Here is a 22,259-nt window from a genome sequence, read left to right on the forward strand (position 1 = left end):
GCATCATATTGACATATCATGTATAATATACGGGAATTATGGTGGAGAAGTATGGTGCAATGCACGAATGGAAGGTCTTGCTGCTATGATTAAGGATAATCAGAAAAAAATTAAATGGGTTTCATGTAGTACTGGATGGACTGGTCATTGTTATATCCTATGTATTTGCCTGGCTGCTGCTTTTGCTGGGAAACTGGCTGTTCAGCCTTATAAACAGGTTTTAGGTCCACAGTACTATTTTGCGGCGCTTCTTATTATACTGCCGACCTATCTGCTGCTTTACGGCATCTTTCATTTGTATGCGCCGAAGAGAGTTCAGGAGAGACGGTATGAGTTCGCCAATATCTGCAAGGCTAATCTTTTGGGAGTTCTGCTTTTTACCCTGATTTTGTTCCTGGTTAAGAAGAACCCATATTTTCGTGAGTTCTCTACCAGAATGGTATTTTACTTTTGCGTCATTAACATTGTTCTGGAGTCAATTGTCCGGAATTTACTCCGTACTGTGCTCCGTTCCATGCGCTCCAAGGGCTACAACCAGAAGCACATCCTTTTGATCGGTTACAGCCGCGCGGCGGAAGGCTTCATAGACAGAGTCCGGGTGAATCCCGAATGGGGCTATCAGTCAAGGGAATCCTTGACGACACAAAAGAATGGGGAACCGGATACAAGGGCATTCATGTCATTGGCAAGATTCGTGATCTAAATGAGATTCTTGGGTTAAACTCCCTTGATGAAATTGCCATTACCTTAAGCATCAGCGAATATGCAAATTTAGAAGATATTGTAGCATCCTGTGAAAAATCAGGCGTCCATACCAAGTTTATACCGGACTACAATAATATGATACCTACAAGGCCTTTTATTGAGGATTTGCAGGGTCTTCCGGTAATCAACATCCGCAGGGTGCCCCTTACCGATACGGTAAATGCCCTGGTTAAACGGCTGGTGGACATTTTCGGAGCTTCTGTTGCTCTGATTTTATTTTCTCCTGTTATGCTCCTGACAGCGGCTCTCATCAAGCTGACCGCACCGGGACCGCTGATTTATAAGCAGGAGAGGGTTGGCCTTCATAACAGGCCATTTGATATGTATAAATTCCGTTCCATGGTGGTGCAGGCTCCATCTGAGGAAAAAATGAAGTGGACGACCCCCCATGATTCCCGCGTGACACCTGTGGGACGTTTTATCAGGAAGACAAGCATTGATGAAATGCCCCAGTTTATCAATGTCCTTCGCGGAGACATGAGCTTAGTGGGGCCAAGGCCGGAGAGGCCTCTCTTTGTTGAGAAGTTTAAAGAGGAGATTCCCCGTTATATGATCAAGCACCAGGTCCGTCCCGGTATCACCGGCTGGGCCCAGGTGAACGGATACCGGGGAGATACTTCCATTACAAAGAGAATTGAACACGATTTGTATTATATCGAAAACTGGACCCTGGGATTTGATTTTAAGATTTTATTCCTTACCATATTCAAAGGGTTTATTAATAAAAATGCGTACTGATACTGGATACGACACGATTAGGATGAGGTTAAATAAATGAGAAATGAATTTGATGATGATGAAGCAGGCCGTGAGAATATCAGAAATAGAAAGCGCGGTTTCGATTCAAAACCAGATCCGTCTGATGATGATTATTACCTGGATGATGATTATGAAAATTATCAGGAACAGAAATACGGCAGATCAAATCAAGCGGCAGCCGGTCACGATTTAACGAAAAAGGCTGATGATGCATCTGTAAGGAGAAGCGGAGCTGGAGAAAGAACCAGGAGTACTGATAGGTCCCAGCCTTCATCTGGAAACGTCCAGGCAGCATTTAGAGGGCAATCCTCATCGGTCGCCGGTACAAGTAAAAATCAGGGCACAGCGGGAAGCCGCACTGCTTCAGGAAACAGCCAGGGAGCGCCGGGAAGCCGGACTGCTTCAGGGAATAGCCAAGGTACAGCAGGAAGCCGTGCTGTCTCAGGAAATAGTCAGGGAACAGCGGGAAGCCGCACAGCCTCAGGAAACAGCCAGGGAGCAGCGGGAAGCCGCGCTGTCTCAGGAAATAGTCAGGGAATAGCGGGAAGTCGAACTGCTTCAGGAAATGGCCAGGGAACAGCAGGAAACCGCGCTGTCTCAGGAAATAGTCAGGGAACAGCAGGAAGCCGCACAGCCTCAGGAAAGAGCCAGGGAACAGCGGGAAGCCGCACTGCTTCAGGAAACAGCCAGGGAGCAGTAAGAGGCCAGATTGTTATTGGTGACGGAGGCACAAGGCAGCAGCAGAGAGTGCAGGGACAGGACAGAGGTGTAGCTGCCAGCCGGTCAGCGGCGCAGGCTGAAAAAAAGAGAAAAGTAAGGCGTATCATTATTTTAGCGGTTCTGGAAATCTTTACACTGGCAGGCATTTTCGCTTATGCCTATGTGGCCAGATTGATGGGAGCCATTCAAAGGCCGGATGATTTTAATGAAAACCAGGTACGAAATGAAATCATGTCTCCGGAACAGAAAAAGCATATGACAGGTTACCGCACCATTGCCGTATTCGGCGTTGACAGCCGTGATGGCAATGTAAATAAGGGAACCAATGCTGACGTTATCATGATCTGTAATATAAACAGGGATACTGGAGAGATCAGACTGGTATCCGTGTTCCGTGATACATACTTGAACACCGGGAACGGAAATGTTTATAACAAGATAAACTCCGCCTATGCAACCGGAGGAGCCGCTCAGGCATTAGCTGCCCTTAATAAGAATCTGGACCTGGATATCAGCGAATACGTTACCTTTAACTGGAAATCAGTTGCCGACGGAATCAATATGCTGAACGGTGTGGATATTGATATCAGCAAAGCGGAATTCCGTTACATCAATTCCTTTATCACAGAAACCGTGGAGAAAACAGGTGTGCCGTCTGTTCATTTAAAATCAGCGGGCATGAATCACCTGGATGGAGTGCAGGCAGTTGCCTATGCCAGACTGAGAAAGATGGATACCGACTTCCAAAGAACAGAGCGTCAGCGTCTGGTCATTCAAAAAAACCTTTGAAAAGGCAAAGAAGGCTGATCTTGGACTGCTTAACAGAATCTTATTGATGGAAGTGGACCAGATCGGATCAAACCTTACCTTTAGTGATTTTACAGAGCTGCTTTTGGATATAAGCAAGTATCATATCGGCGAAACTGGAGGTTTTCCTTTTACCCGCGGCGATATGACAATAGGAAAAAAAGGGGACTGTGTAGTGCCACAGACTCTGGAATCCAATGTTTCCGAACTTCATAAGCTTCTTTTTGATAAAGAAGGCTATGAACCATCAGACGTGGTTAAGAAAATAAGCGCCAAGATTGCTGCTGATTCCGGCATGTATAAACAGGGAAGCAAGCCTGGGAATACTTCCAAGGACGATGAAGACAATTCAAAGAAAACTACGGAAGCGACTAAGCCGGAGAAAACCACGGAAGCAGAAGAATCTTCCGCTCAGGGAGATTCAACAGGAGCTACTGATGAGAACGGAAAGCCAGGAAAGCCTTCGGAGTCCTCGGAAGGCAGTACGGGTGAGACTAAGGAAACCAAGCCTGGAGAGACAAAGCCTTCAGAAACAACAACAGGGCCAACAAAACCAGGGCCAACAAAACCAGGGGAAACAAAGCCTTTGCCATCGACCAGTACGCCGGAGACGACCACAGCTCCACATGGACCGGGACCCGGTCAGACAACGGAAGCTAACGAGACAACGGCTCCCCAGACCACCTCAGCAGGACCGGGGGGATCAGGTGAAACAACGGCCGGCGGGAATTCTGAAGTTCCGGTGGTATCCGCGCCGCCAACCAATAATTGATCAGGTGAATGAATGATAAATACCCCGCACACAGGGCCTTGATATTTGAAAAGGCCGCTGATGCGGGGATTTTTTTCTTTTCACATAATCAATATAATTTTATCACAAAATGGTCACAATTCATTGATAGACTCTGATTATCAAAAGAAGTAAGAAGTATACGTGAAAGGAGATAGATTTTATGTATGACGAAAATGAAAACAAAGATACAGGCCGTATAAATCCTGAAGAGCATAAAGAAGAAACAGTTACCACTAATTTTATTATGAGGGAACCGGATTTGGAAACATCCAGCCCCCAGGATTCTGAAAGCAGCAGCCAGAACCAGGCTGACAGCTCTTATGAACCGCAGCAGAATATTCCTCATTACCAGGAATACCAGTATCACAGGGCAGCAGAACAAAATGTGTTCCAGGAGGAAGCAAAACCTGGAAAGAAAGGCGGCTTTGCAAAGAAGGCAGCAGCCCTTGTAGGAGCAGCCCTTGTTTTCGGAGTGGTTGCAGGAAGCACCATGGTTGGGATCAACTGGGCAGCAGGAGCTTATGGAAACAGAGGCTCAGTGGAAATCAGCCAGACAGAAACCATTCCTCCTTCTACGAATGAATCAGGAGTCCAGGCCACAAACACTTCAAACATTACCGCTGCCAACGATGTTTCAGCCATCGTAGACAAAGCCATGCCGTCTGTTGTTGCCATTACAAGCAAAATGGTTTATGAAAGCCAGACCTGGTTTGGCCCCATGCAGAGAGAAGGGGTGGGCAGCGGCTCCGGTATTGTAGTTGGAAAGAACGATGATGAACTTTTAATCGTAACCAATAACCATGTAGTACAGGGAGCAGAGGAACTAAAAGTTGCCTTTATCGATGGGGAAGCCGTAGATGCTTCCATTAAGGGAACGGATGCGGACAGCGACTTGGCAGTGATCGCAGTACCGATAAAAAATATTTCTTCTGACACATTGACAAAGATTGCCATTGCCTCCCTTGGAAATTCCGATAACCTGAAGGTAGGTCAGGGAGTTGTTGCTATCGGCAATGCTCTTGGCTATGGACAGTCCGTTACGGTTGGTTATGTCAGCGCACTTGACCGTTCCGTACAGACCGAAGATGGCACAAGCCGCGATCTTCTTCAGACTGATGCAGCCATTAATCCCGGCAACAGCGGCGGTGCTCTCTTAAATATGCGGGGCGAGGTGGTTGGAATCAATTCTGCCAAATATTCTTCTACAGAAGTAGAGGGAATGGGTTATGCAATCCCTATTTCCAAGGCTCAGAATATCATTGATACCCTGATGACCAGAAAGACCAGAACTCAGGTTACCGATGCAAACCAGGGATATCTGGGAATCCAGTGCAAGAACATTGACGCAATCACAAGCCAGCAGCTTGGTATGCCTCAGGGGGTATTTATCTATAAGATCGTGGAAGGCGGAGCAGCCTCCAAGTCTGATCTGCGGGAAAAGGATATTATCACCAAATTTGACGGCCAGGGGATTAAGACCTATGATGACCTGACCAACATGCTTAAGTATTACGAAGGCGGAACCACTGTGACCCTTACGGTCCAGTCACTTGAAAACGGGCAGTATGTTGAAAGAAATGTAGATATTACTCTTGGCAAGAGGCCGGCAGAGGCTGCGCAGCAGGGTTAATAGTAAAAAAGTCTCTCCATGCTCATAGATTGGGCCGGGGAGATTTTTTTGTACATAAAAATGGCATGGCTGTCCATCTGACGGCAACCGTACCTAACGGAAATTCAATTTTCGAAAGTAAGTTTACACCTTTGGATTTGTATACGGGCTGATCTATGAATTATTTCAGCAATGCAGCGAGCAGGGCTGTGAATTCATGCTTTTTGTAACCAATAAAGCAAAACAGGAAAAACTGGGATTTCTGCAGCGATGTAAAAAGAAAAATATAAGCGGTGTGGTGGTGAGCGGATTACGGACGGACGATTCCTGTTATCATGAAATTCTTTCCAGCAATATCCCCTGTGCCCTGGTTGATATGAGAGTGGCGGCATAGGCTTTGATGACATCTCCATTGCCGGCTATATGTGCAGGGGGATTATAACCATACGCCAGTCCCCAGCCGCCATGGAACGGGCCAGATGACAACAGCCAAAGCCAGGAACGGGGGAGTTTAGAAATATTACGCTGTCTATTAAAAAATGCTTGACAAATACAGGCGTTTCCAGTATTGTAATATATAGTTAGTTAATGCTAACTATATAATTAACCAGCTGTCCTTCTTCTTACCGGATATATAAAGTGAGGAAGCTGTTTGCCCTTTTAATAAGAGGGATATGGTGTATGTTTTCTTTCTACTAATTCACAGCGCCTTAAGGCGCATATATTTTAATACATAGTTAGCTTAGACTAACTCGAGAATTGGAGGTAATTGCATGAGCGTAGTGATCGTTGGAGGAAATGAGTGCATGGTACGCCAGTATAAAGAGCTATGTCAGGAGTACAGCTGCTGTGCAAAGGTCTTTACAGAACTAAAGGGCGGGCTGAAAAATAAAATCGGCAGGCCTGATCTGATGGTTCTTTTTACCAGTACCATGTCGCATAAGATGGTGCGCTGTGCCTTAAGTGAGACAAAGGGGATGAATACCATAATCGCCCGTTCCCATTCCAGCTCCATGTCAGCTTTGAAAAACATTTTAAAAGAACACGTTGGATAGGAGGGAACAACATGTCAGAAGAAATGCTGATCCGGCATTGCGCCCCAACTCTGGCCGGGATAAAAACCGGAAGTATGTTTTCCTGTCCCTGCCGGTCCCAGGAAGAAATTCAAAATGAGGTGAGAAAGTTAAACCGTGTGCTTGCGCCAAAAGGGCTCCGGGTTTTGCCGCTGCGCTATTTTAAACAAAGGGCTTTGATCTATATTTACCGTCCAAGCCATTTAAAACGGGATCTGGAAGATGGATATGCTGCCGCTTTGCTGAAGCAATACGGATATTCCTTTGAAAACTCCCAGCGCTGTGTGGTCCAGCTTGTGAACAGGCTGCGCACCTGTTCCGGGTTTCCCCACGAAATCGGTTTGTTTCTTGGTTATCCGCCGGAGGATGTTCAGGGTTTCATCGACAACAAAGCCTGTCACTGTAAATGCATCGGATGCTGGAAGGTCTACGGTGATGAGGAAAAGGCAAGGCAAACCTTTAACCGCTATAAAAAAATGCACCGAAACCTATTATGCGCAATGGTCAAAAGGCACCGCTGTTGAACGGCTCGCAGTAGCCGTTTAATATAAAAAGAACGATTGAGAAAGGTTGGTTATATTTTATGAGTAAAATCGCAGTAGTTTATTGGAGTGGAACTGGAAATACTGAGGCAATGGCAGCTGCCGTCCTGGAGGGAGTAAAGGAAAAGGGGGCAGAAGGGGTCGTGCTCACTCCTTCTGAATTTGATGCTTCCATGATTGATTCCTTTGACGCCATTGCATTTGGCTGTCCTGCCATGGGGGCAGAGGTTCTGGAGGAAAGTGAATTTGATCCCATGTTTACCGCCTGCTTATCTAAGCTTGGGGGTAAAAAGGTGGCGCTGTTTGGTTCCTACGGCTGGGGAGACGGCGAATGGATGCGTTCCTGGGAGTCGACTTGCGAAGATGCAGGCGTGAAGCTTGTTTGCGACAGTGTGATCTGCAATGAGGCGCCTGACGGGGAGGCAACAGCATCCTGCAAAGCACTTGGTGCAGCCCTGGCAGAATAGGGAGGCAGATCCGGAGAGGAAGCAGTTACATAAAAAGCAGAAAAACCAAAATTCATTTAAATGCGCTGAATATTTATCCTTTCAATATTCAGCGCTATATTTTTGCATATTGGTATGCTGTCATACCGCTAAAAACCAACTCATTAAAAAAGTCTAAATTCCTGGCCTGTACTTGTAAGAGACTTTTAAATGCTTTATAATAATCTGGTATGCGGTGCATAATTACAGATAGAAGGAGAGTACAATTTGGACGAGAAGGATTTTCCTGAAGAGAAAATAGAAGATACAGCTGCCGCCGGCTCTGACAGCGGCAAAAAGAAAAAAAGACGAAGATGAGTATGAAAAAGTCTGCTATGTCTGCCGCAGGTCGGAGAATGTGACAGGACCCATGGTTTCCATGCCCGGAGGCATGAATCTGTGCCATGATTGTATGCAGAAGGCATTTGATTCCGTAACCCAGGGTGGATTTGATATAACAAAGATTCAGAATATGCCTTATATGAATTTGAATTTCAGCGATTTAGGCAGCCTGAACGGAAAAGACCTTGAGATACCTAATAAGCAGAGAGTCAAAAAAAGGACTGAAAAGGAGCCGGAGCAGAAGCTTAATTTAAAGGATATTCCGGCGCCTCATGTGATCAGACGGAAGCTGGATGAATATGTCATCGGCCAGGAACAGGCGAAAAAGGTGATTTCCGTAGCAGTTTATAATCATTACAAAAGGGTTTATCTTGCAAATTCCAAAAAGGTGGATGAGGAAGGGAATGTACAGATTGAAAAATCCAACATTTTAATGATCGGCCCAACGGGAAGCGGGAAAACCTACCTGGTTAAGACCCTGGCAAAGCTTCTTGATGTTCCCCTGGCGATTGCCGACGCCACTTCTCTTACAGAAGCCGGATACATTGGTGATGACATAGAGAGTGTGGTTTCCAAGCTGCTTACAGCAGCTGACAATGATGTGGAAAAGGCGGAACGGGGTATTATATTTATTGACGAGATCGATAAAATTGCAAAAAAAGAAGAATACCAGCAGCAGGGATGTAAGCGGGGAGTCTGTCCAGCAGGAGCTTTTAAAGCTCTTAGAGGGGAGCACCGTGGAGGTTCCGGTGGGTTCCAACCAGAAAAATGCCCTCACCCCAATGACTGCGGTCAGCACCGAGAACATTCTTTTCATCTGCGGGGGAGCGTTCCCTGACTTAGAGGATATCATAAAGGAACGGCTGAAGGAAAAATCATCCATTGGTTTTTCAGCCGACTTAAAAGACCAGTACGAGAAGGACCCCAATATCCTGTCTCACGTGACTAATGAGGATTTGCGCAAATTCGGTATGATTCCGGAGTTTTTAGGCCGTCTGCCCATTTCCGTGACCCTGGAATCTTTGGATAAGGAGCTGTTGGTCCGGGTTTTAAAGGAACCGAAAAACGCCATCTTAAAACAGTATAAAAAGCTTTTGGAGCTTGATGAGGTGAAGCTGGTATTTGAGGATGAGGCATTGGAATGGATCGCGGAAGAAGCTCTTAAGAAAAAAAACAGGAGCAAGAGCCTTAAGAGCCATTATAGAAAATTTCATGCTTGATATCATGTATGAGGTTCCCAAGGATCCTAACATCGGATCAGTTGTTATAACAAGAGCGTACTTAGATAAGAACGGCGGACCGCTCATCCAGATGAGGTGTTAATAAAGCGGGAATTTATGGGTTAGGGATAAAAAAAATACAAAAGAGTGGAGATAATAAGGACGGAAGGAGTGTTGGTCATGGTATTTATTGGTATCATTGCATTGCTGGCTGCACTGGATCTTTTAATAAAAAGCGCCATTGAGGATCAGGAAGAAGCATGCTTTCCCAAGGAACTGGAGGGAAGCGGCGGAAAAATTATGCTGCATAAGAATCATAATGCCGGTTTTTCCTTCGGCTATTTTAAGGAACACCGGTCCATGGTGCAGATGGTTCCCCTGGCAGTTGCTTCCTTTATCGGAGGAATGTTAGTAAGCCTTCTTCAAAGAAAAGGGAACATTTTGGAAAAACTGGCCCTGTCCGTTGCCCTGGGAGGTGCGGTCAGCAATCTGTACGACAGGCTGGTCCGTCATTATGTAGTGGATTATTTCAGCATTCAATATGGAAAGCTTAAAAAAAGTAGTGTTCAATCTGGGTGACTTATTCATTTTTCTGGGAGCCGGAATTGTACTTGTGGTGGAAATCATAAAGGCTTTTAAAGAACGGTAAGATGTAACACCCTGCGGGTATCCCTTTACACCCGGTAAAACGGGGTGGCACTGCCCGGAAACCGTGGCAGAAAATACGTAAAAAGCGGCTGTCTTCTTGACATGGCCGCTTTTCTATTGTAAAATCAATGATAAAATATTACAAAACAGGAGTTGATTTTTTGGATTCGAGTGACTATATACAGTTGCTTACGTTATTTTTATTAGTTGGATTATCAGCATTCTTCTCATCGGCTGAGACTGCGCTTACTACGGTGAATAAAATCAGAGTACGGAATTTAGCGGAGGCAGGCAATAAGAACGCCATTACGCTGACTAAGATTTTAGAAAACCAGGGTAAGATGCTCAGTGCGATTCTGGTCGGTAACAATGTGGTAAACTTAACAGCCTCTTCCATGTCCACCACACTGGTTATGAGCATTTGGGGCAATAAGGCCATAGGCATTGGGACCGGTGTTCTTACACTAGTCATTCTGGTATTCGGCGAGATATCCCCGAAAACCATTTCTACCTTGTATTCCGAAATAATAGCTTTAAAATATGCAAAAGTGATCTATGCTTTTATGATTGTCATGACACCGGTCATTTATGTGATTCATATCCTTTCATCAGGTTTTTTTGCGCTTTATCCATGTGAACCCTAACCGAAAGCAGGAGCCTATCACAGAGGATGAGCTGCGTACCATCGTGGATGTGAGCCATGAGGAAGGCGTCATAGAATCAGAAGAAAGAAAGATCATTAATAACGTGTTTGATTTTGGTGATTCTGTGGCACGTGATATTATGATTCCCCGTATTGACATGACCCTTGTAGAGGTAAATGCTGCCTATGATGAGCTGATCGATATTTTCCGCCAGGAAATGTACACCAGGATTCCGGTATATGAGGAAACCAGTGACAATGTGATCGGAATCATCAATATGAAGGATCTGCTTCTCGTGGACAGGACAGATGATTTCAATATCAGGGATTTTTTTTAAGAGAGCCGCTCTATACATACGAGTATAAAAAAACTGCGGAACTTATGTTGGAGATGCGCCAGACCTGCAATAACGTTGTCATCGTTTTAGATGAATACGGAGCAACGGCAGGTATGATTACTCTGGAAGATTTACTGGAAGAAATCGTGGGAGAGATCCGGGATGAGTATGACGAGGATGAAGAAAATGAACTGGTTGAGGTGGAACCCTTTGAATATCTGGTAGAAGGATCCATGAAGCTTGATGATTTAAATGACAGGCTGAATCTTGAACTGGAGTCTGAGGACTATGATTCTATCGGCGGCCTGATCATCGGACAGCTTGACAGGCTCCCGGAACAGGGAGAAGAGGTTGTCTGCGGCGGAATCCGCCTTGTTGTGGACGAGCTTGATAAAAACAGGATCGATAAGGTTCGGATGTATTTGCCTCACTAAGTGTTCCCCTCGCCAGTGTTTTTGTGGGTATTTGCTGATTTGCCGGAGGGACAGAAAAGGAGGGAGAGGGAAGCTGATTGCTTCTGCTCTCCCTTCTGCGTTTCCCGGGAACCCTCCCGTCAGCTTAGCATTCCCCCCGCGGTTCCGCTGACTGCGCAGATGGCCATGGTGGTGAGGAGCTGGTTCATGGAGCCGTTTAAGCCTTTGTTTAATAAAAAGGATACGGCTAAGAGCACCAGGAAATATAGAAGCCCCAGCAAAAGGCCCCAGAAGAATCTACGATGCCGTATGCTCTTTCCCATTAAGACCCCGCCAAAGAGACAGGCGATGATATAAACCGCATTGACACCCAGGCGTATCTGTCCTTCCTTCAGCCGGAATCTATAGAGTGCTAAGGCCAGGACCACCAGCAGGATTCCGGTCAGTATGTAGGTGATAAGAAGGTTTCTTAGCGTGACCTGAAGCTTTGATTTTTCCATTTAACTACTCCTTATATCTTGTCTTCTGGTTCAGTATATTCTATGGGTATGGAGGATATTCTTGGATGTCCTAATAATAAAATTGATACCGCCTGTTTTCTCTGGATATAGATGATAGCCCGAAGAAGCTGGCCAATTCCCCTGTTCCCTGGGGCAATTCATCTTGCACTCGCCTAAAACATGTGGTATAATCTCAAAGAATTAGGCAAATACAGGAGGTGTAAGTATATGAAACACGTGAAGACTTTAAATTCCAGTACATTAAAAGAGTCCATGAAAAAAGGCGGCTGCGGCGAATGTCAGACTTCCTGCCAGTCAGCATGCAAGACATCCTGTACAGTAGGAAACCAGAGCTGCGAGAACAGCAACCGTTAATAATTTTAAACTGTATAGAATAGCCATAAGGCAGATGAGCAGATGCCCCTACGGTCGTGATGACGGTAGGGGTTCCTTCGCTTGTCTGCCAAAAACCAATAACAGGTTAATCTTTTCAATTAAGGAGAATACAAGTGATTCATCAATATATCAGCAATGGCTTCCATATTATTATGGATGTCAACAGCGGTTCTGTTCATTCTGTGGATCCGGTCATGTATGATGCCGTAGAGATCGCTGCAGGAATGGTTCCGGAGATGGAAGAGGCCGAGCCCCTTCCTAAAGAGGTTGGAGAAGAAGTGCGGACCAGCCTTTCTGAAAAATACGGAGAGACAGAAGTAGAGGAAGCCCTGGAGGAGATTCAGTATCTGATCGATAAGGGAGAGCTTTTTACAAAGGATATGTATCACGATTATGTGATAGATTTTAAAAAGCGGCAGACAGTGGTAAAGGCTCTTTGCTTACATATTGCCCATGACTGCAACCTTGCCTGTAAGTATTGCTTTGCAGAAGAAGGAGAGTACCATGGCAGACGGGCGCTTATGTCCTTTGAAGTGGGGAAAAAGGCCCTGGACTTTCTCATTGCCAATTCCGGGAACCGAAGAAACCTGGAAGTAGACTTTTTTGGCGGAGAACCGCTGATGAATTGGGACGTAGTAAAGCAGCTTGTTGAATACGGACGGAAAAAAGAGAAAGAATATAATAAGAACTTCCGTTTTACCATGACCACCAACGGTGTTCTGTTAAACGATGAGATCATGGAGTTCTGTAACCGGGAAATGAGCAATGTGGTCTTAAGCCTTGACGGCCGTAAAGAAGTCAATGACAATATGCGTCCCTTCCGCAATGGAAAAGGCAGCTACGAGCTGATCGTTCCCAAATTCCAGAAGTTTGCCCAGCTTCGGGGAACCAAAGATTATTACATCAGAGGAACCTTTACCCGTCATAATATGGATTTTGCAAAGGATGTCCTGGAATTTGCGGATCTTGGCTTTACAAGTATGTCCATAGAGCCTGTGGTAGCACAGCCGGAAGAGGAGTATGCCATCAGGGAGGAAGACCTTCCCCAGATCTTAAAAGAGTATGATGATCTTGCTGTGGAATACATTAACAGGCAGAAGGAAGGAAAAGGGTTTAATTTCTTCCACTTTAATATTGACTTAAACCAGGGCCATGTGTGGCAAAGCGCCTGTCCGGCTGCGGTTCCGGAACCGAGTATCTGGCGGTGACTCCATGGGGAGATTTCTATCCGTGCCACCAGTTTGTGGGTGAGGAAAAATTCCTTCTTGGCAACGTGGACACAGGCGTGACTAATTCAGAGATCCGTGATGAGTTCAAGCTTTGCAATGTTTATGCAAAGGGCAAGTGCAGGGACTGCTTTGCAAGGTTTTACTGCAGCGGAGGCTGTGCGGCTAACTCCCACAACTTCCACGGAAGCATCACGGATGCTTACGATATCGGCTGCGAAATGCAGAAGAAGCGGATCGAATGCGCCATCATGATCAAGGCGGCTTTGGCGGAAGAATGAGAATACAAAAGTAACTGATAATCGTTAATATCCTACGGATATTACCTTTGTACCCCAAAAGCGTGGGCAGAAAAAGGGAAAAAAACAGATGAATTATAAGATCGTTGCAAAGGATGGACGCGCAAAGCGGGCCGAGGTAACCACTGTTCACGGCACCATCCAGACCCCGGTATTCATGAACGTGGGTACGGTAGGAGCCATTAAAGGGGCTGTTTCCACAGATGATCTCCGTGAGATCAGAACCCAGGTAGAACTGTCCAATACCTATCATCTTCATGTGCGCACCGGCGATAAATTAATCAAAGAGTTTGGCGGCCTTCACCGGTTTATGAACTGGGACCGCCCCATTCTTACGGATTCCGGCGGCTTTCAGGTATTTTCCCTGACCGGATTGAGAAAAATAAAGGAGGAAGGCGTTTACTTCCAGTCCCATATAGACGGCCACAAGATTTTCATGGGCCCGGAAGAGAGCATGCAGATTCAGTCGAACCTGGCATCTACATTGCCATGGCCTTTGACGAATGCCCGCCTCATCCGGCCACAAGGGAATACATGCAAAACAGCGTAGACCGTACCACCAGATGGCTGGAACGGTGCCGTGCTGAAATGAAAAGGCTTAATACCCTGCCTGATACTTTAAACAGGGACCAGCTGTTATTCGGCATTAACCAGGGCGGAACCTTTGAAGATATCCGTATCGCCCATGCAAAAACCATATCTGCCATGGACTTGGACGGTTATGCCTTAGGCGGACTGGCTGTGGGAGAAAGCCATGATGAGATGTACAGGATATTAGATGAGACGGTACCATATCTGCCGGAGAATAAGCCGACCTATCTGATGGGAGTGGGAACTCCCGCCAATATTTTAGAGGCCGTAGACAGGGGCGTGGACTTTTTTGACTGCGTATACCCGTCAAGAAACGGCCGCCATGGTCATGTATACACCAATCATGGAAAAATGAATTTATTCAACACCAAACATGAGCTGGACCACAGGCCGATTGAAGAGGGCTGTGGGTGTCCGGCCTGCCGGTCCTACAGCAGGGCCTATATCAGGCACCTTTTAAAGGCAAAAGAAATGCTTGGCATGAGATTATGTGTATTGCATAATTTATATTTTTATAATACAATGATGGAAGAGATCCGCGACGCAATTGAGAACCACAGTTATGGGGAATACAAGGAGCAGAAGCTTGGCCGTATGATGGCAGGTCAGACCTCCTAAAATAGGGGACAAGCAGTAGGCGGATCGTTATATAAGGAGGAAATGGTTATGTTATCAGCAACAGGCGGTACCATGGGCGTGGGCTTTTGGGTCATTTATATCGCAGTGATCTTTGGCTTCATGTATTTTATCGCAATCAGACCCCAGAAAAAGGAGAAAAAGAAACAGCAGGAGATGTTTGCAAACATTGCAATCGGAGACAGCGTTTTGACCTCCAGTGGTTTTTATGGTGTCATCATTGATATGACAGATGATACGGTTATTGTAGAGTTCGGCAACAATAAGAACTGCAGGATTCCTATGCAGAAGACTGCTATCGTTCAGATAGAAAAAGCGCAGTCTTAAGAAATCAGGGCACCCGGAAAGAGGTTTACTTTTTCCGGGTGCCTTTTTATAGGGAAAACCCAGAGCTCCGGTGAGGGAGCCTGTTTTCATGGCGCCAGTATACACCAGGGGTTTTCCAACATATGATTTAGTAAGGGGTATTAATTTAAAGCCAGCCTCCGTCAAGGCCGATGATCTGCCCGGTCAGATAGGAATTTTTATAGCCCAGGTGGTATACTAAATCAGCTACCTCCTCTGCTTTTCCCAGCCGTCCGGCCGGGATCCCATCGATGAGAGCGATTAATTCATCCTCCTCCAGAAACTGGTTCATTTCCGTATCAATGGCACCGCAGGCAACGGCGTTGACCTGGATATTGCTTGGAGCCAGTTCCTTGGCAAGAGCCTTTGTAAAAGCGTTAATGCCGCCTTTTGTAGCGGAATAAGCGACTTCGCAGGAGGCACCGGATATTCCCCATACAGAAGATATGTTAATGATCTTTCCTTGCTTTTTTTCTACCATTCCGGGAATGGCCAGCTTGCAGCAGTTGAATACTGACGTTAAGTTGGTGCGGATAATCCGGTCCCAGGCATCCGTGCTCATATCCTGCAACAGGCCGATGTAGGATATGCCGGCATTATTAACAAGGACATCCAGTGTACCAAACTGCTTGCGCACCTGTTCAAAGAGCGCCTGGCACTGGTTCATGTCCCCCATGTCCCCCATGCAGGAAAGACAAGATACCTGATATGCTTCCAGCTCTTTTTTTACTTGTACAAGTCGGTCCTCACTGTGAAGGCAGTTGATGACCACGTTGTATCCCTTTTTAGCAAATTTAACGGCAACAGCTTTTCCGATTCCCCGGGAAGCTCCTGTTATAAGTACTGTTTTTCTAGGCATAACATCACCCCTCCTGTCGATTTATGATATATTTATTCTATCAAATCGTCAGGAATAATGCAACGTGGTCGGATAAAGGACTATTTGCATTTTTGGTGATTTTGTTACAGACCAGGCATTGCATACTTAAGGGCTGGTGAGATATAATGAAGATAGAAAACTTAATATCAGATAGAATAGAGAAAGCAGGTAGATAAATATGAATGAGATTTATGATGTGGTGATCATCGGCTCCGGGCCCGCGGGGCTTTCGGCAGCGGTTTATGGTAAAAGGGCTGAGCTTAAGATGGTAGTGATTGAAAAAGAGGTGGCAAGCGGCGGGCAGGTCCTTAATACTTATGAAGTGGATAATTACCCGGGGCTGCCTGGAATTAACGGCTATGATCTTGGAATGAAGTTCCGGGAGCATGCAGAGAAGCTGGGAGCAGAGTTTTCCACAGACGAGGTTCTTCGGATCGAAGCGTCTGACGGGGAATTTACCGTAGTAGGAGAAGAGAGGGCCTATGAGACAAAGTCGGTCATCATCGCTACCGGAGCCAGCACCGGAAGCTGAGCGTAATCGGTGAAGAGGAGCTTACGGGCATGGGGGTTTCCTACTGCGCTACCTGTGACGGTGCATTTTTCCGCAATAAGGTGGCGGCAGTGGTGGGCGGCGGCGACGTTGCCATTGAAGATGCCATTTTCCTGGCCAGAATGTGTAAAAAGGTATACTTAATTCATAGGAGAAATAAGCTGAGAGGGGCAAAGACTTTGCAGACCCAGCTGTTTAACCAGAAAAACGTGGAAATCATCTGGGATACCGTGGTAGAGGAGATCGAAGGCGGAGACCAGGTGGAATCCCTGACCATAAAGAACGCCAAAACCGAGGAATCGAAAAAGCTTGCGGTAGACGGAGTGTTCATAGCGGTAGGAATCAACCCGCAAAGCGAAGCATTTAACAACTTAGTGGAGATGGATCATGGCTATATAAAGGCAGGTGAGGACTGTGAAACCAATATTCCCGGAATCTTTGCAGCCGGCGATGTGCGCACCAAGCAGCTTCGCCAGGTTTCCACAGCTGTTTCTGACGGCGCAAATGCCATTACCAGCGTAGAGCGGTATCTGACACGGATTTAACCGAATCAGGCAGGGCCGAGGAGGGTCTGACCTGTTGGTCATTGCGGATATCCGCTTGACATAAACCATAAAAAAGCAGCCGGACAATTGTCCTGGCTGCTTTTTGCATATTCTAGAATTCTGGTTCAATAAGGCCGAAGGAGCCGCCTTTTCTTTTGTAAACCACATTGACTTCATCTGTATCCGCATTTAAGAATACGTAGAAGCTGTGACCAAGAAGCTCCATCTGAACACAGGCTTCTTCCGGATCCATGGGCTTTATGGCAAATTTCTTTGTCTTAACGATCTCTATATAATCGTCTGTCTGGGTTTCATCTTCCAGAAAAGCTTTGGAAAAGGAGGGAACATTCAGCTTTTTATCGATTAACTTGTTCTTATATTTTTTTCAACTGGCGTTCCAGGATCTCTTCTACAAGATCAATGGAAACGTACATGTCAGTACTGGATTCTTCTGCTCTGATTATATGTCCTTTCACTGGAATAGTCACTTCGATTTTTTGTATTTCTTTCTGCACGCTGAGTCTTACTGTTGCTTCTGTGGCAGGAGCGAAGAAACGGTCCAACTTTCCAAGCTTGTCCTCGACTGCCTCGCGTAATCCTGGTGTTACCTCAATATTTCTCCCTGTAATTGTAAAACGCATAAGTCATCAGCTCCTTTTTCTTGAGATGGTTATAGTATAGCATATTTTTGAGAACAATTCAATTACATTGTAAAATTATAAGATAATTGTTGGCAATTTTTTTGTAAAATGTCTCTACTTATTATTTTGTCTGTTTATTGAAAAACTATAGATGGGAATAAAAAAAAGTCAAGGGAAAAAGAGTATTTTCCGTCGAAAAAGGAAATTTTATGACATATATACAAAAATGTCCCAGGTTAATAAGGGGATGGGAAATATGGGAATCTGTGGAGAAAAAATGTGGATAATGTGGATAACTCGGTGTATAACTGTTTTTCCCACTAATTATGGGATTTCATCGTGGGGATAAAGCTGGGGGAAAAATACACAATGGGATGTGGATAATGTGGAAAAGCGGAGAATCGAACAGGTTTTTTGTGCAATGTGTCAGATTGACCATAAATTTTTCCAGATTTGCCGTTGATTGCTGTGGAAAAAGGAAGGACCTGGTAATAATAGGCCCTGTTTATTACCAGAATGTTAATTTTTTTTATGAATTCGTTGAATTAAGAAGGAGTTAGTGCTACAATATACGAGATTGTATCGTGTATATCGTTAAGAAGAGTAGGAGAATGAAATATGAACTTCGTTCAAAAAAATATTTGGAACTCATAGTGAAAGAGAATTGAAATTAATAGACCCTATTGTGGATAAGATAGAAGCTCTGCGTCCGACCATGGTTGCACTTACGGATGAGGAGCTGCGGAATAACACAAGGCTCTTTAAGGAAAGGCTTTCATCAGGCGAGACTCTTGATGATATTTTGCCGGAAGCTTATGCAACGGTGAGAGAGGCAGCACGAAGAGTTCTTAATATGGAACATTTCCGTGTACAGCTCATTGGCGGAATCGTTCTTCATCAGGGACGTATTTCCGAAATGAAGACAGGTGAAGGTAAGACCCTGGTATCTACCTGCCCAGCTTATTTAAATGCTTTGGCAGGCAATGGAGTCCAGATTGTAACGGTCAACGATTACCTGGCAAAACGAGATGCTGAGTGGATGGGAAGAGTTCATGAGTTCCTGGGACTGACTGTTGGGGTTGTGCTCAACTCCATGAATTCTGACGAAAGACGTGCCGCATACAACTGCGACATTACCTATGTAACCAACAACGAGCTTGGTTTTGATTATCTGAGAGATAACATGGCCATCTATAAGGAACAGATGGTTTTAAGAAATTTAGACTTTTGTATCATTGATGAGGTTGACTCCGTATTGATTGATGAGGCAAGAACACCTCTTATTATTTCCGGACAGAGCGGCAAGTCCACAAAGCTCTATGAGGTTTGTGATATTCTGGCCCGCCAGTTGGAAAAGGGCGAGGCTTCCGGGGAATTTTCCAAGATGGCAGCATTATGGGAGAAGAAATCACGGAAACCGGCGACTTTATTGTGGATGAAAAGGACAAGGTTGTCAACTTGACCGAACAGGGTGTGGATAAAGTAGAGCAGTTCTTCCACATTGAGAACTTATCTGATCCCCAGAACTTAGAGATCCAGCATAACATCATTCTGGCCCTTCGCGCCAATTATCTCATGTTCCGGGATAAGGATTATGTAGTAAAGGATGACGAAGTACTGATCGTTGATGAGTTTACCGGACGTATCATGCCCGGCAGACGTTATTCCGACGGACTCCATCAGGCGATTGAAGCCAAGGAGCACGTAAATGTGCGCAGGGAGAGCAAGACTCTTGCCACCATCACCTTCCAGAACTTCTTTAATAAGTACAATAAAAAGGCCGGTATGACCGGTACCGCTCTTACAGAAGAAAAAGAATTCCGTAATACCTACGGCATGGATGCCATTTCCATCCCGACCAACCGCCCTATTGCCCGTATTGACCAGGAAGATGCCGTTTATAAAACAAAGAAAGAGAAATTTGAGGCGGTATGCAATGAGGTGGAGATCGCTTACGCCAAGGGACAGCCTGTCCTGGTAGGTACCATCACCATTGAAACCTCTGAAATGTTAAGCAATATGTTAAAGCGCCGGGGCATTCCCCATAAGGTGCTGAATGCAAAATATCATGAGCTGGAAGCTGAAATCGTAGCGGATGCAGGTGTGCATAAGGCTGTGACCATTGCAACCAACATGGCAGGCCGTGGTACGGATATCAAGCTTGACGACGAGGCAAAGGCAGCAGGCGGCTTAAAGATCATTGGTACAGAACGTCATGAATCCCGCCGTATTGATAACCAGCTGCGCGGTCGTTCCGGACGTCAGGGTGACCCGGGAGAATCCAGATTTTACATTTCCCTTGAAGATGACCTGATGCGTCTGTTTGGTTCCGAACGTCTGGTAGGCATGTTCAATGCCCTTGGCGTGCCGGAAGGAGAGCAGATCGAACATAAGATGCTCTCAAATGCCATTGAAAAGGCCCAGATGAAGATTGAGACAAACAACTACGGCATCCGTGAGAACCTTTTAAAATACGACGAGGTCATGAACGAACAGCGTGAAGTGATCTATGATGAGAGAAGAAAGGTTCTGGATGGAGACAATATGCGTGATTTCATCTTAAAGATGGTAACGGATATTGTGGAAAATGCGGTAGATCTTTCCGTCAGCGACGACCAGGCGCCGGAGGAATGGGATTTGAGCGAGCTTAACAGCCTTCTTCTCCCCATCATTCCGCTGCAGCCTGTTACTCTTCCGGAGGATAAGAAGATTAGGAAGAATGAACTGAAGCATATGCTGAAGGAAGAAGCAATTAAGCTGTATGAATCCAAGGAAGCAGAATTCCCTGAGGGAGAGCAGATCCGTGAAATCGAGCGGGTTATTCTCTTAAAGGTAATCGATAATAAATGGATGTCCCATATTGACGACATGGATCAGCTGCGTCAGGGCATCGGCCTGCAGGCTTACGGACAGAGAGATCCGCTGGTGGAATATAAGATGAGCGGATATCAGATGTTTGATGAGATGGCTGCGGCCATCCGGGAGGATACCGTAAGAATCTTATTCCACATCCGCGTGGAGCAGAAGGTGGAAAGAGAGCCGGCTGCAAAGGTGACTGGAACCAATAAGGATGAAAGCTCACCAAAGGCACCGGTAAAGAAAGTGGAAGCCAAGGTATATCCCAATGATCCGTGTCCATGCGGTTCCGGTAAGAAATACAAGCAGTGCTGCGGACGTAAATTAGTATAGTATTTTTATAAAATTGGAGTTCGCACCCTTTTTAAGGACCGGACTCCAATTTTGTATAGATAAATAATTCAATTCAGAAAGTGGGTGACACAGTGGTAGAGTTAGATCAGTACAAATACGAATTATCAACATTCGAAAAACCATTAGTGGAAGTGAGGGATTCACTTTGACTTAGATAATAAGTTAAAGAGAATCGATGAGCTGGACAAGTCCATGGAAGAACCGGGCTTTTGGGAGGATCCTGAAAAGTCAACAAAGATTGTACAGCTTGCAAAGAATTTAAAAGATACGGTTCAGACCTATAAGGACTTAGAACAGCAGTATGAAGATATTGGCGTGATGATCGAGATGGGAAATGAGGAAAATGACCCCTCCCTGGTTCCGGAAGTTGAAGAGATGTTAAATCATTTCAAGGAAAAGCTGGAAGAAATGCGCATCAATACTCTGCTGGCTGGAGAATATGACGGCCACAACGCCATCTTAAAGCTTAACGCAGGCGCGGGAGGAACCGAATCCTGTGACTGGTGCGGCATGCTGTACCGTATGTTCTGCCGTTGGGCGGAGAAAAAAGGCTTTTCTTTGGAAGTCCTTGACTACCTTGACGGGGATGAAGCTGGCATTAAATCTGTTACGGTACAGATCAACGGCCCCAATGCCTATGGGTATTTAAAGTCAGAGAAGGGTGTTCACCGTCTGGTGCGCATCTCTCCGTTTAATGCCGCGGGCAAACGTCAGACCTCCTTTGTATCCTGTGATGTTATGCCGGATATTGAAGAGGACTTAGATGTGGAGATCAACGAAGAGGACCTTCGCATTGATACCTACCGATCCAGCGGTGCAGGCGGGCAGCATATCAACAAAACCTCCTCGGCCATCCGCATTACTCACCTTCCTACCGGAATTGTGGTACAGTGCCAGAATGAGCGCTCCCAGTTCCAGAACAAGGATAAGGCCATGCAGATGTTAAAAGCAAAGCTTTATATGGTGAAGCAGCAGGAAAATGCGGAGAAATTGTCCGGTATCCGTGGCGATGTGACAGAGATCGGCTGGGGTAACCAGATCCGTTCCTATGTCCTTCAGCCTTATACCATGGTCAAGGATCACAGGACCAATGCGGAAACAGGCAATGTGGGAAGCGTTCTGGATGGTGCTTTGGATCAGTTCATGTACGCCTATTTACGCTGGCTGAGCACCGGGGCAAAATCCGGAGAAAGCAGCGCAGAATAGAGGATTTCCCCTGTATTTTTTTAAAAACCGAAGAAAATAAATAGAAAAATAGTTGCATACCCAGACTAAATATGATA

General features: G+C 45.6%; 16 protein-coding genes and 7 pseudogenes. 20 read left to right on the forward strand and 3 right to left on the reverse strand.

From position 1 onward, the window contains the following. Positions 1–85 precede the first annotated feature (85 nt). The 13 genes and pseudogenes from JCM10519_RS07455 to JCM10519_RS27530 all read left to right on the forward strand — a co-directional run bounded on the left by JCM10519_RS07455 (position 86) and on the right by JCM10519_RS27530 (position 11,178). A pseudogene (locus tag JCM10519_RS07455) lies at positions 86–1,503 on the forward strand (undecaprenyl-phosphate glucose phosphotransferase). A gap of 36 nt (positions 1,504–1,539) precedes the next feature. Then, the gene (locus tag JCM10519_RS07460) at positions 1,540–3,033 is read left to right on the forward strand and encodes an LCP family protein (protein ID WP_054738437.1); all 1,494 of its coding nucleotides are present in this window, start codon (positions 1,540–1,542) and stop codon (positions 3,031–3,033) included. A 43-nt stretch (positions 3,034–3,076) separates the two neighbouring features. Further along, positions 3,077–3,823, forward strand: a complete 747-nt coding sequence (locus JCM10519_RS07465; RefSeq protein WP_347843454.1) for a hypothetical protein — start codon at positions 3,077–3,079, stop codon at positions 3,821–3,823. A gap of 181 nt (positions 3,824–4,004) precedes the next feature. Beyond that, positions 4,005–5,474: a trypsin-like peptidase domain-containing protein gene (locus tag JCM10519_RS07470; RefSeq protein WP_054738439.1), complete on the forward strand. Its 1,470-nt coding sequence runs from the start codon at positions 4,005–4,007 to the stop codon at positions 5,472–5,474. 196 nt (positions 5,475–5,670) lie between these two features. After that, on the forward strand, positions 5,671–5,847 hold the full coding sequence (locus JCM10519_RS27515; protein ID WP_347843455.1) for a hypothetical protein: 177 nt from the start codon (positions 5,671–5,673) through the stop codon (positions 5,845–5,847). A gap of 379 nt (positions 5,848–6,226) precedes the next feature. Further along, positions 6,227–6,508: a DUF2325 domain-containing protein gene (locus JCM10519_RS07475; RefSeq protein ID WP_054738440.1), complete on the forward strand. Its 282-nt coding sequence runs from the start codon at positions 6,227–6,229 to the stop codon at positions 6,506–6,508. A gap of 11 nt (positions 6,509–6,519) precedes the next feature. Next, entirely contained in the window at positions 6,520–7,050 is a 531-nt protein-coding gene (locus JCM10519_RS07480) for a DUF3793 family protein (RefSeq protein ID WP_347843456.1), read from the forward strand. 59 nt (positions 7,051–7,109) lie between these two features. Next, complete coding sequence (locus JCM10519_RS07485) at positions 7,110–7,535, forward strand: flavodoxin (RefSeq protein WP_054738441.1); 426 nt, start codon at positions 7,110–7,112, stop codon at positions 7,533–7,535. A gap of 276 nt (positions 7,536–7,811) precedes the next feature. Next, positions 7,812–9,218, forward strand: a pseudogene (clpX, locus tag JCM10519_RS07490) (ATP-dependent Clp protease ATP-binding subunit ClpX). A gap of 77 nt (positions 9,219–9,295) precedes the next feature. Beyond that, positions 9,296–9,694, forward strand: coding sequence for a signal peptidase II (locus JCM10519_RS07495; protein ID WP_347843457.1), 399 nt, complete (start codon positions 9,296–9,298; stop codon positions 9,692–9,694). Between the two features lie 230 nt (positions 9,695–9,924). Next, positions 9,925–10,407, forward strand: coding sequence for a CNNM domain-containing protein (locus JCM10519_RS27520; RefSeq protein WP_347843458.1), 483 nt, complete (start codon positions 9,925–9,927; stop codon positions 10,405–10,407). Further along, a complete protein-coding gene (locus JCM10519_RS27525; RefSeq protein WP_347843459.1) occupies positions 10,397–10,744 on the forward strand; it encodes a CBS domain-containing protein in 348 nt (115 codons plus the stop codon). Before JCM10519_RS27520 ends, JCM10519_RS27525 begins: the two co-directional genes overlap by 11 nt. Before the next feature lie 44 nt (positions 10,745–10,788). Next, positions 10,789–11,178: a transporter associated domain-containing protein gene (locus JCM10519_RS27530; protein ID WP_347843460.1), complete on the forward strand. Its 390-nt coding sequence runs from the start codon at positions 10,789–10,791 to the stop codon at positions 11,176–11,178. A 119-nt stretch (positions 11,179–11,297) separates the two neighbouring features. On the opposite strand, the gene JCM10519_RS07505 is transcribed toward JCM10519_RS27530, so the two are convergent. Beyond that, positions 11,298–11,657: a TIGR04086 family membrane protein gene (locus tag JCM10519_RS07505; protein WP_054738442.1), complete on the reverse strand. Its 360-nt coding sequence runs from the start codon at positions 11,655–11,657 to the stop codon at positions 11,298–11,300. Between the two features lie 228 nt (positions 11,658–11,885). Between JCM10519_RS07505 and scfA the strand changes: the two genes are divergently transcribed. The 4 genes and pseudogenes from scfA to yajC all read left to right on the forward strand — a co-directional run bounded on the left by scfA (position 11,886) and on the right by yajC (position 15,132). Continuing rightward, positions 11,886–12,032, forward strand: a complete 147-nt coding sequence (scfA, locus tag JCM10519_RS07510; protein ID WP_002601553.1) for a six-cysteine ranthipeptide SCIFF — start codon at positions 11,886–11,888, stop codon at positions 12,030–12,032. Positions 12,033–12,166: 134 nt separating this feature from the next. Beyond that, positions 12,167–13,560: pseudogene (gene scfB, locus JCM10519_RS07515) on the forward strand (thioether cross-link-forming SCIFF peptide maturase). A gap of 88 nt (positions 13,561–13,648) precedes the next feature. After that, positions 13,649–14,787, forward strand: a pseudogene (tgt, locus tag JCM10519_RS07520) (tRNA guanosine(34) transglycosylase Tgt). A 48-nt stretch (positions 14,788–14,835) separates the two neighbouring features. After that, positions 14,836–15,132 (forward strand): preprotein translocase subunit YajC, encoded by a 297-nt coding sequence (yajC, locus tag JCM10519_RS07525; RefSeq protein WP_347843461.1) that lies wholly within the window; start codon positions 14,836–14,838, stop codon positions 15,130–15,132. Positions 15,133–15,277: 145 nt separating this feature from the next. Here yajC and JCM10519_RS07530 read toward each other — a convergent pair whose 3' ends face one another. Next, positions 15,278–16,009 (reverse strand): 3-oxoacyl-ACP reductase FabG, encoded by a 732-nt coding sequence (locus JCM10519_RS07530; protein ID WP_054738443.1) that lies wholly within the window; start codon positions 16,007–16,009, stop codon positions 15,278–15,280. Between the two features lie 199 nt (positions 16,010–16,208). Between JCM10519_RS07530 and trxB the strand changes: the two are divergent. Further along, positions 16,209–17,125 (forward strand): annotated as a pseudogene (gene trxB, locus JCM10519_RS07535) (thioredoxin-disulfide reductase). Positions 17,126–17,237: 112 nt separating this feature from the next. On the opposite strand, the pseudogene raiA reads toward trxB, so the two are convergent. Next, a pseudogene (gene raiA / locus JCM10519_RS07540) lies at positions 17,238–17,766 on the reverse strand (ribosome-associated translation inhibitor RaiA). A 637-nt stretch (positions 17,767–18,403) separates the two neighbouring features. On the opposite strand from raiA, the pseudogene secA reads away from it, so the two are divergent. Both secA and prfB read left to right on the forward strand, forming a co-directional pair. Continuing rightward, positions 18,404–20,955: pseudogene (secA, locus tag JCM10519_RS07545) on the forward strand (preprotein translocase subunit SecA). 92 nt (positions 20,956–21,047) lie between these two features. After that, positions 21,048–22,182, forward strand: a protein-coding gene (gene prfB, locus JCM10519_RS07550) for a peptide chain release factor 2 (RefSeq protein ID WP_347843462.1) whose coding sequence is annotated in 2 segments (ribosomal slippage) — positions 21,048–21,122 and positions 21,124–22,182 — 1,134 coding nt in all. Because the reading frame shifts where the segments join, the coding sequence is not laid out codon by codon here. Positions 22,183–22,259: the final 77 nt, after the last annotated feature.

The sequence above is a fragment of the Clostridium sp. NkU-1 genome (assembly GCA_001312405.1).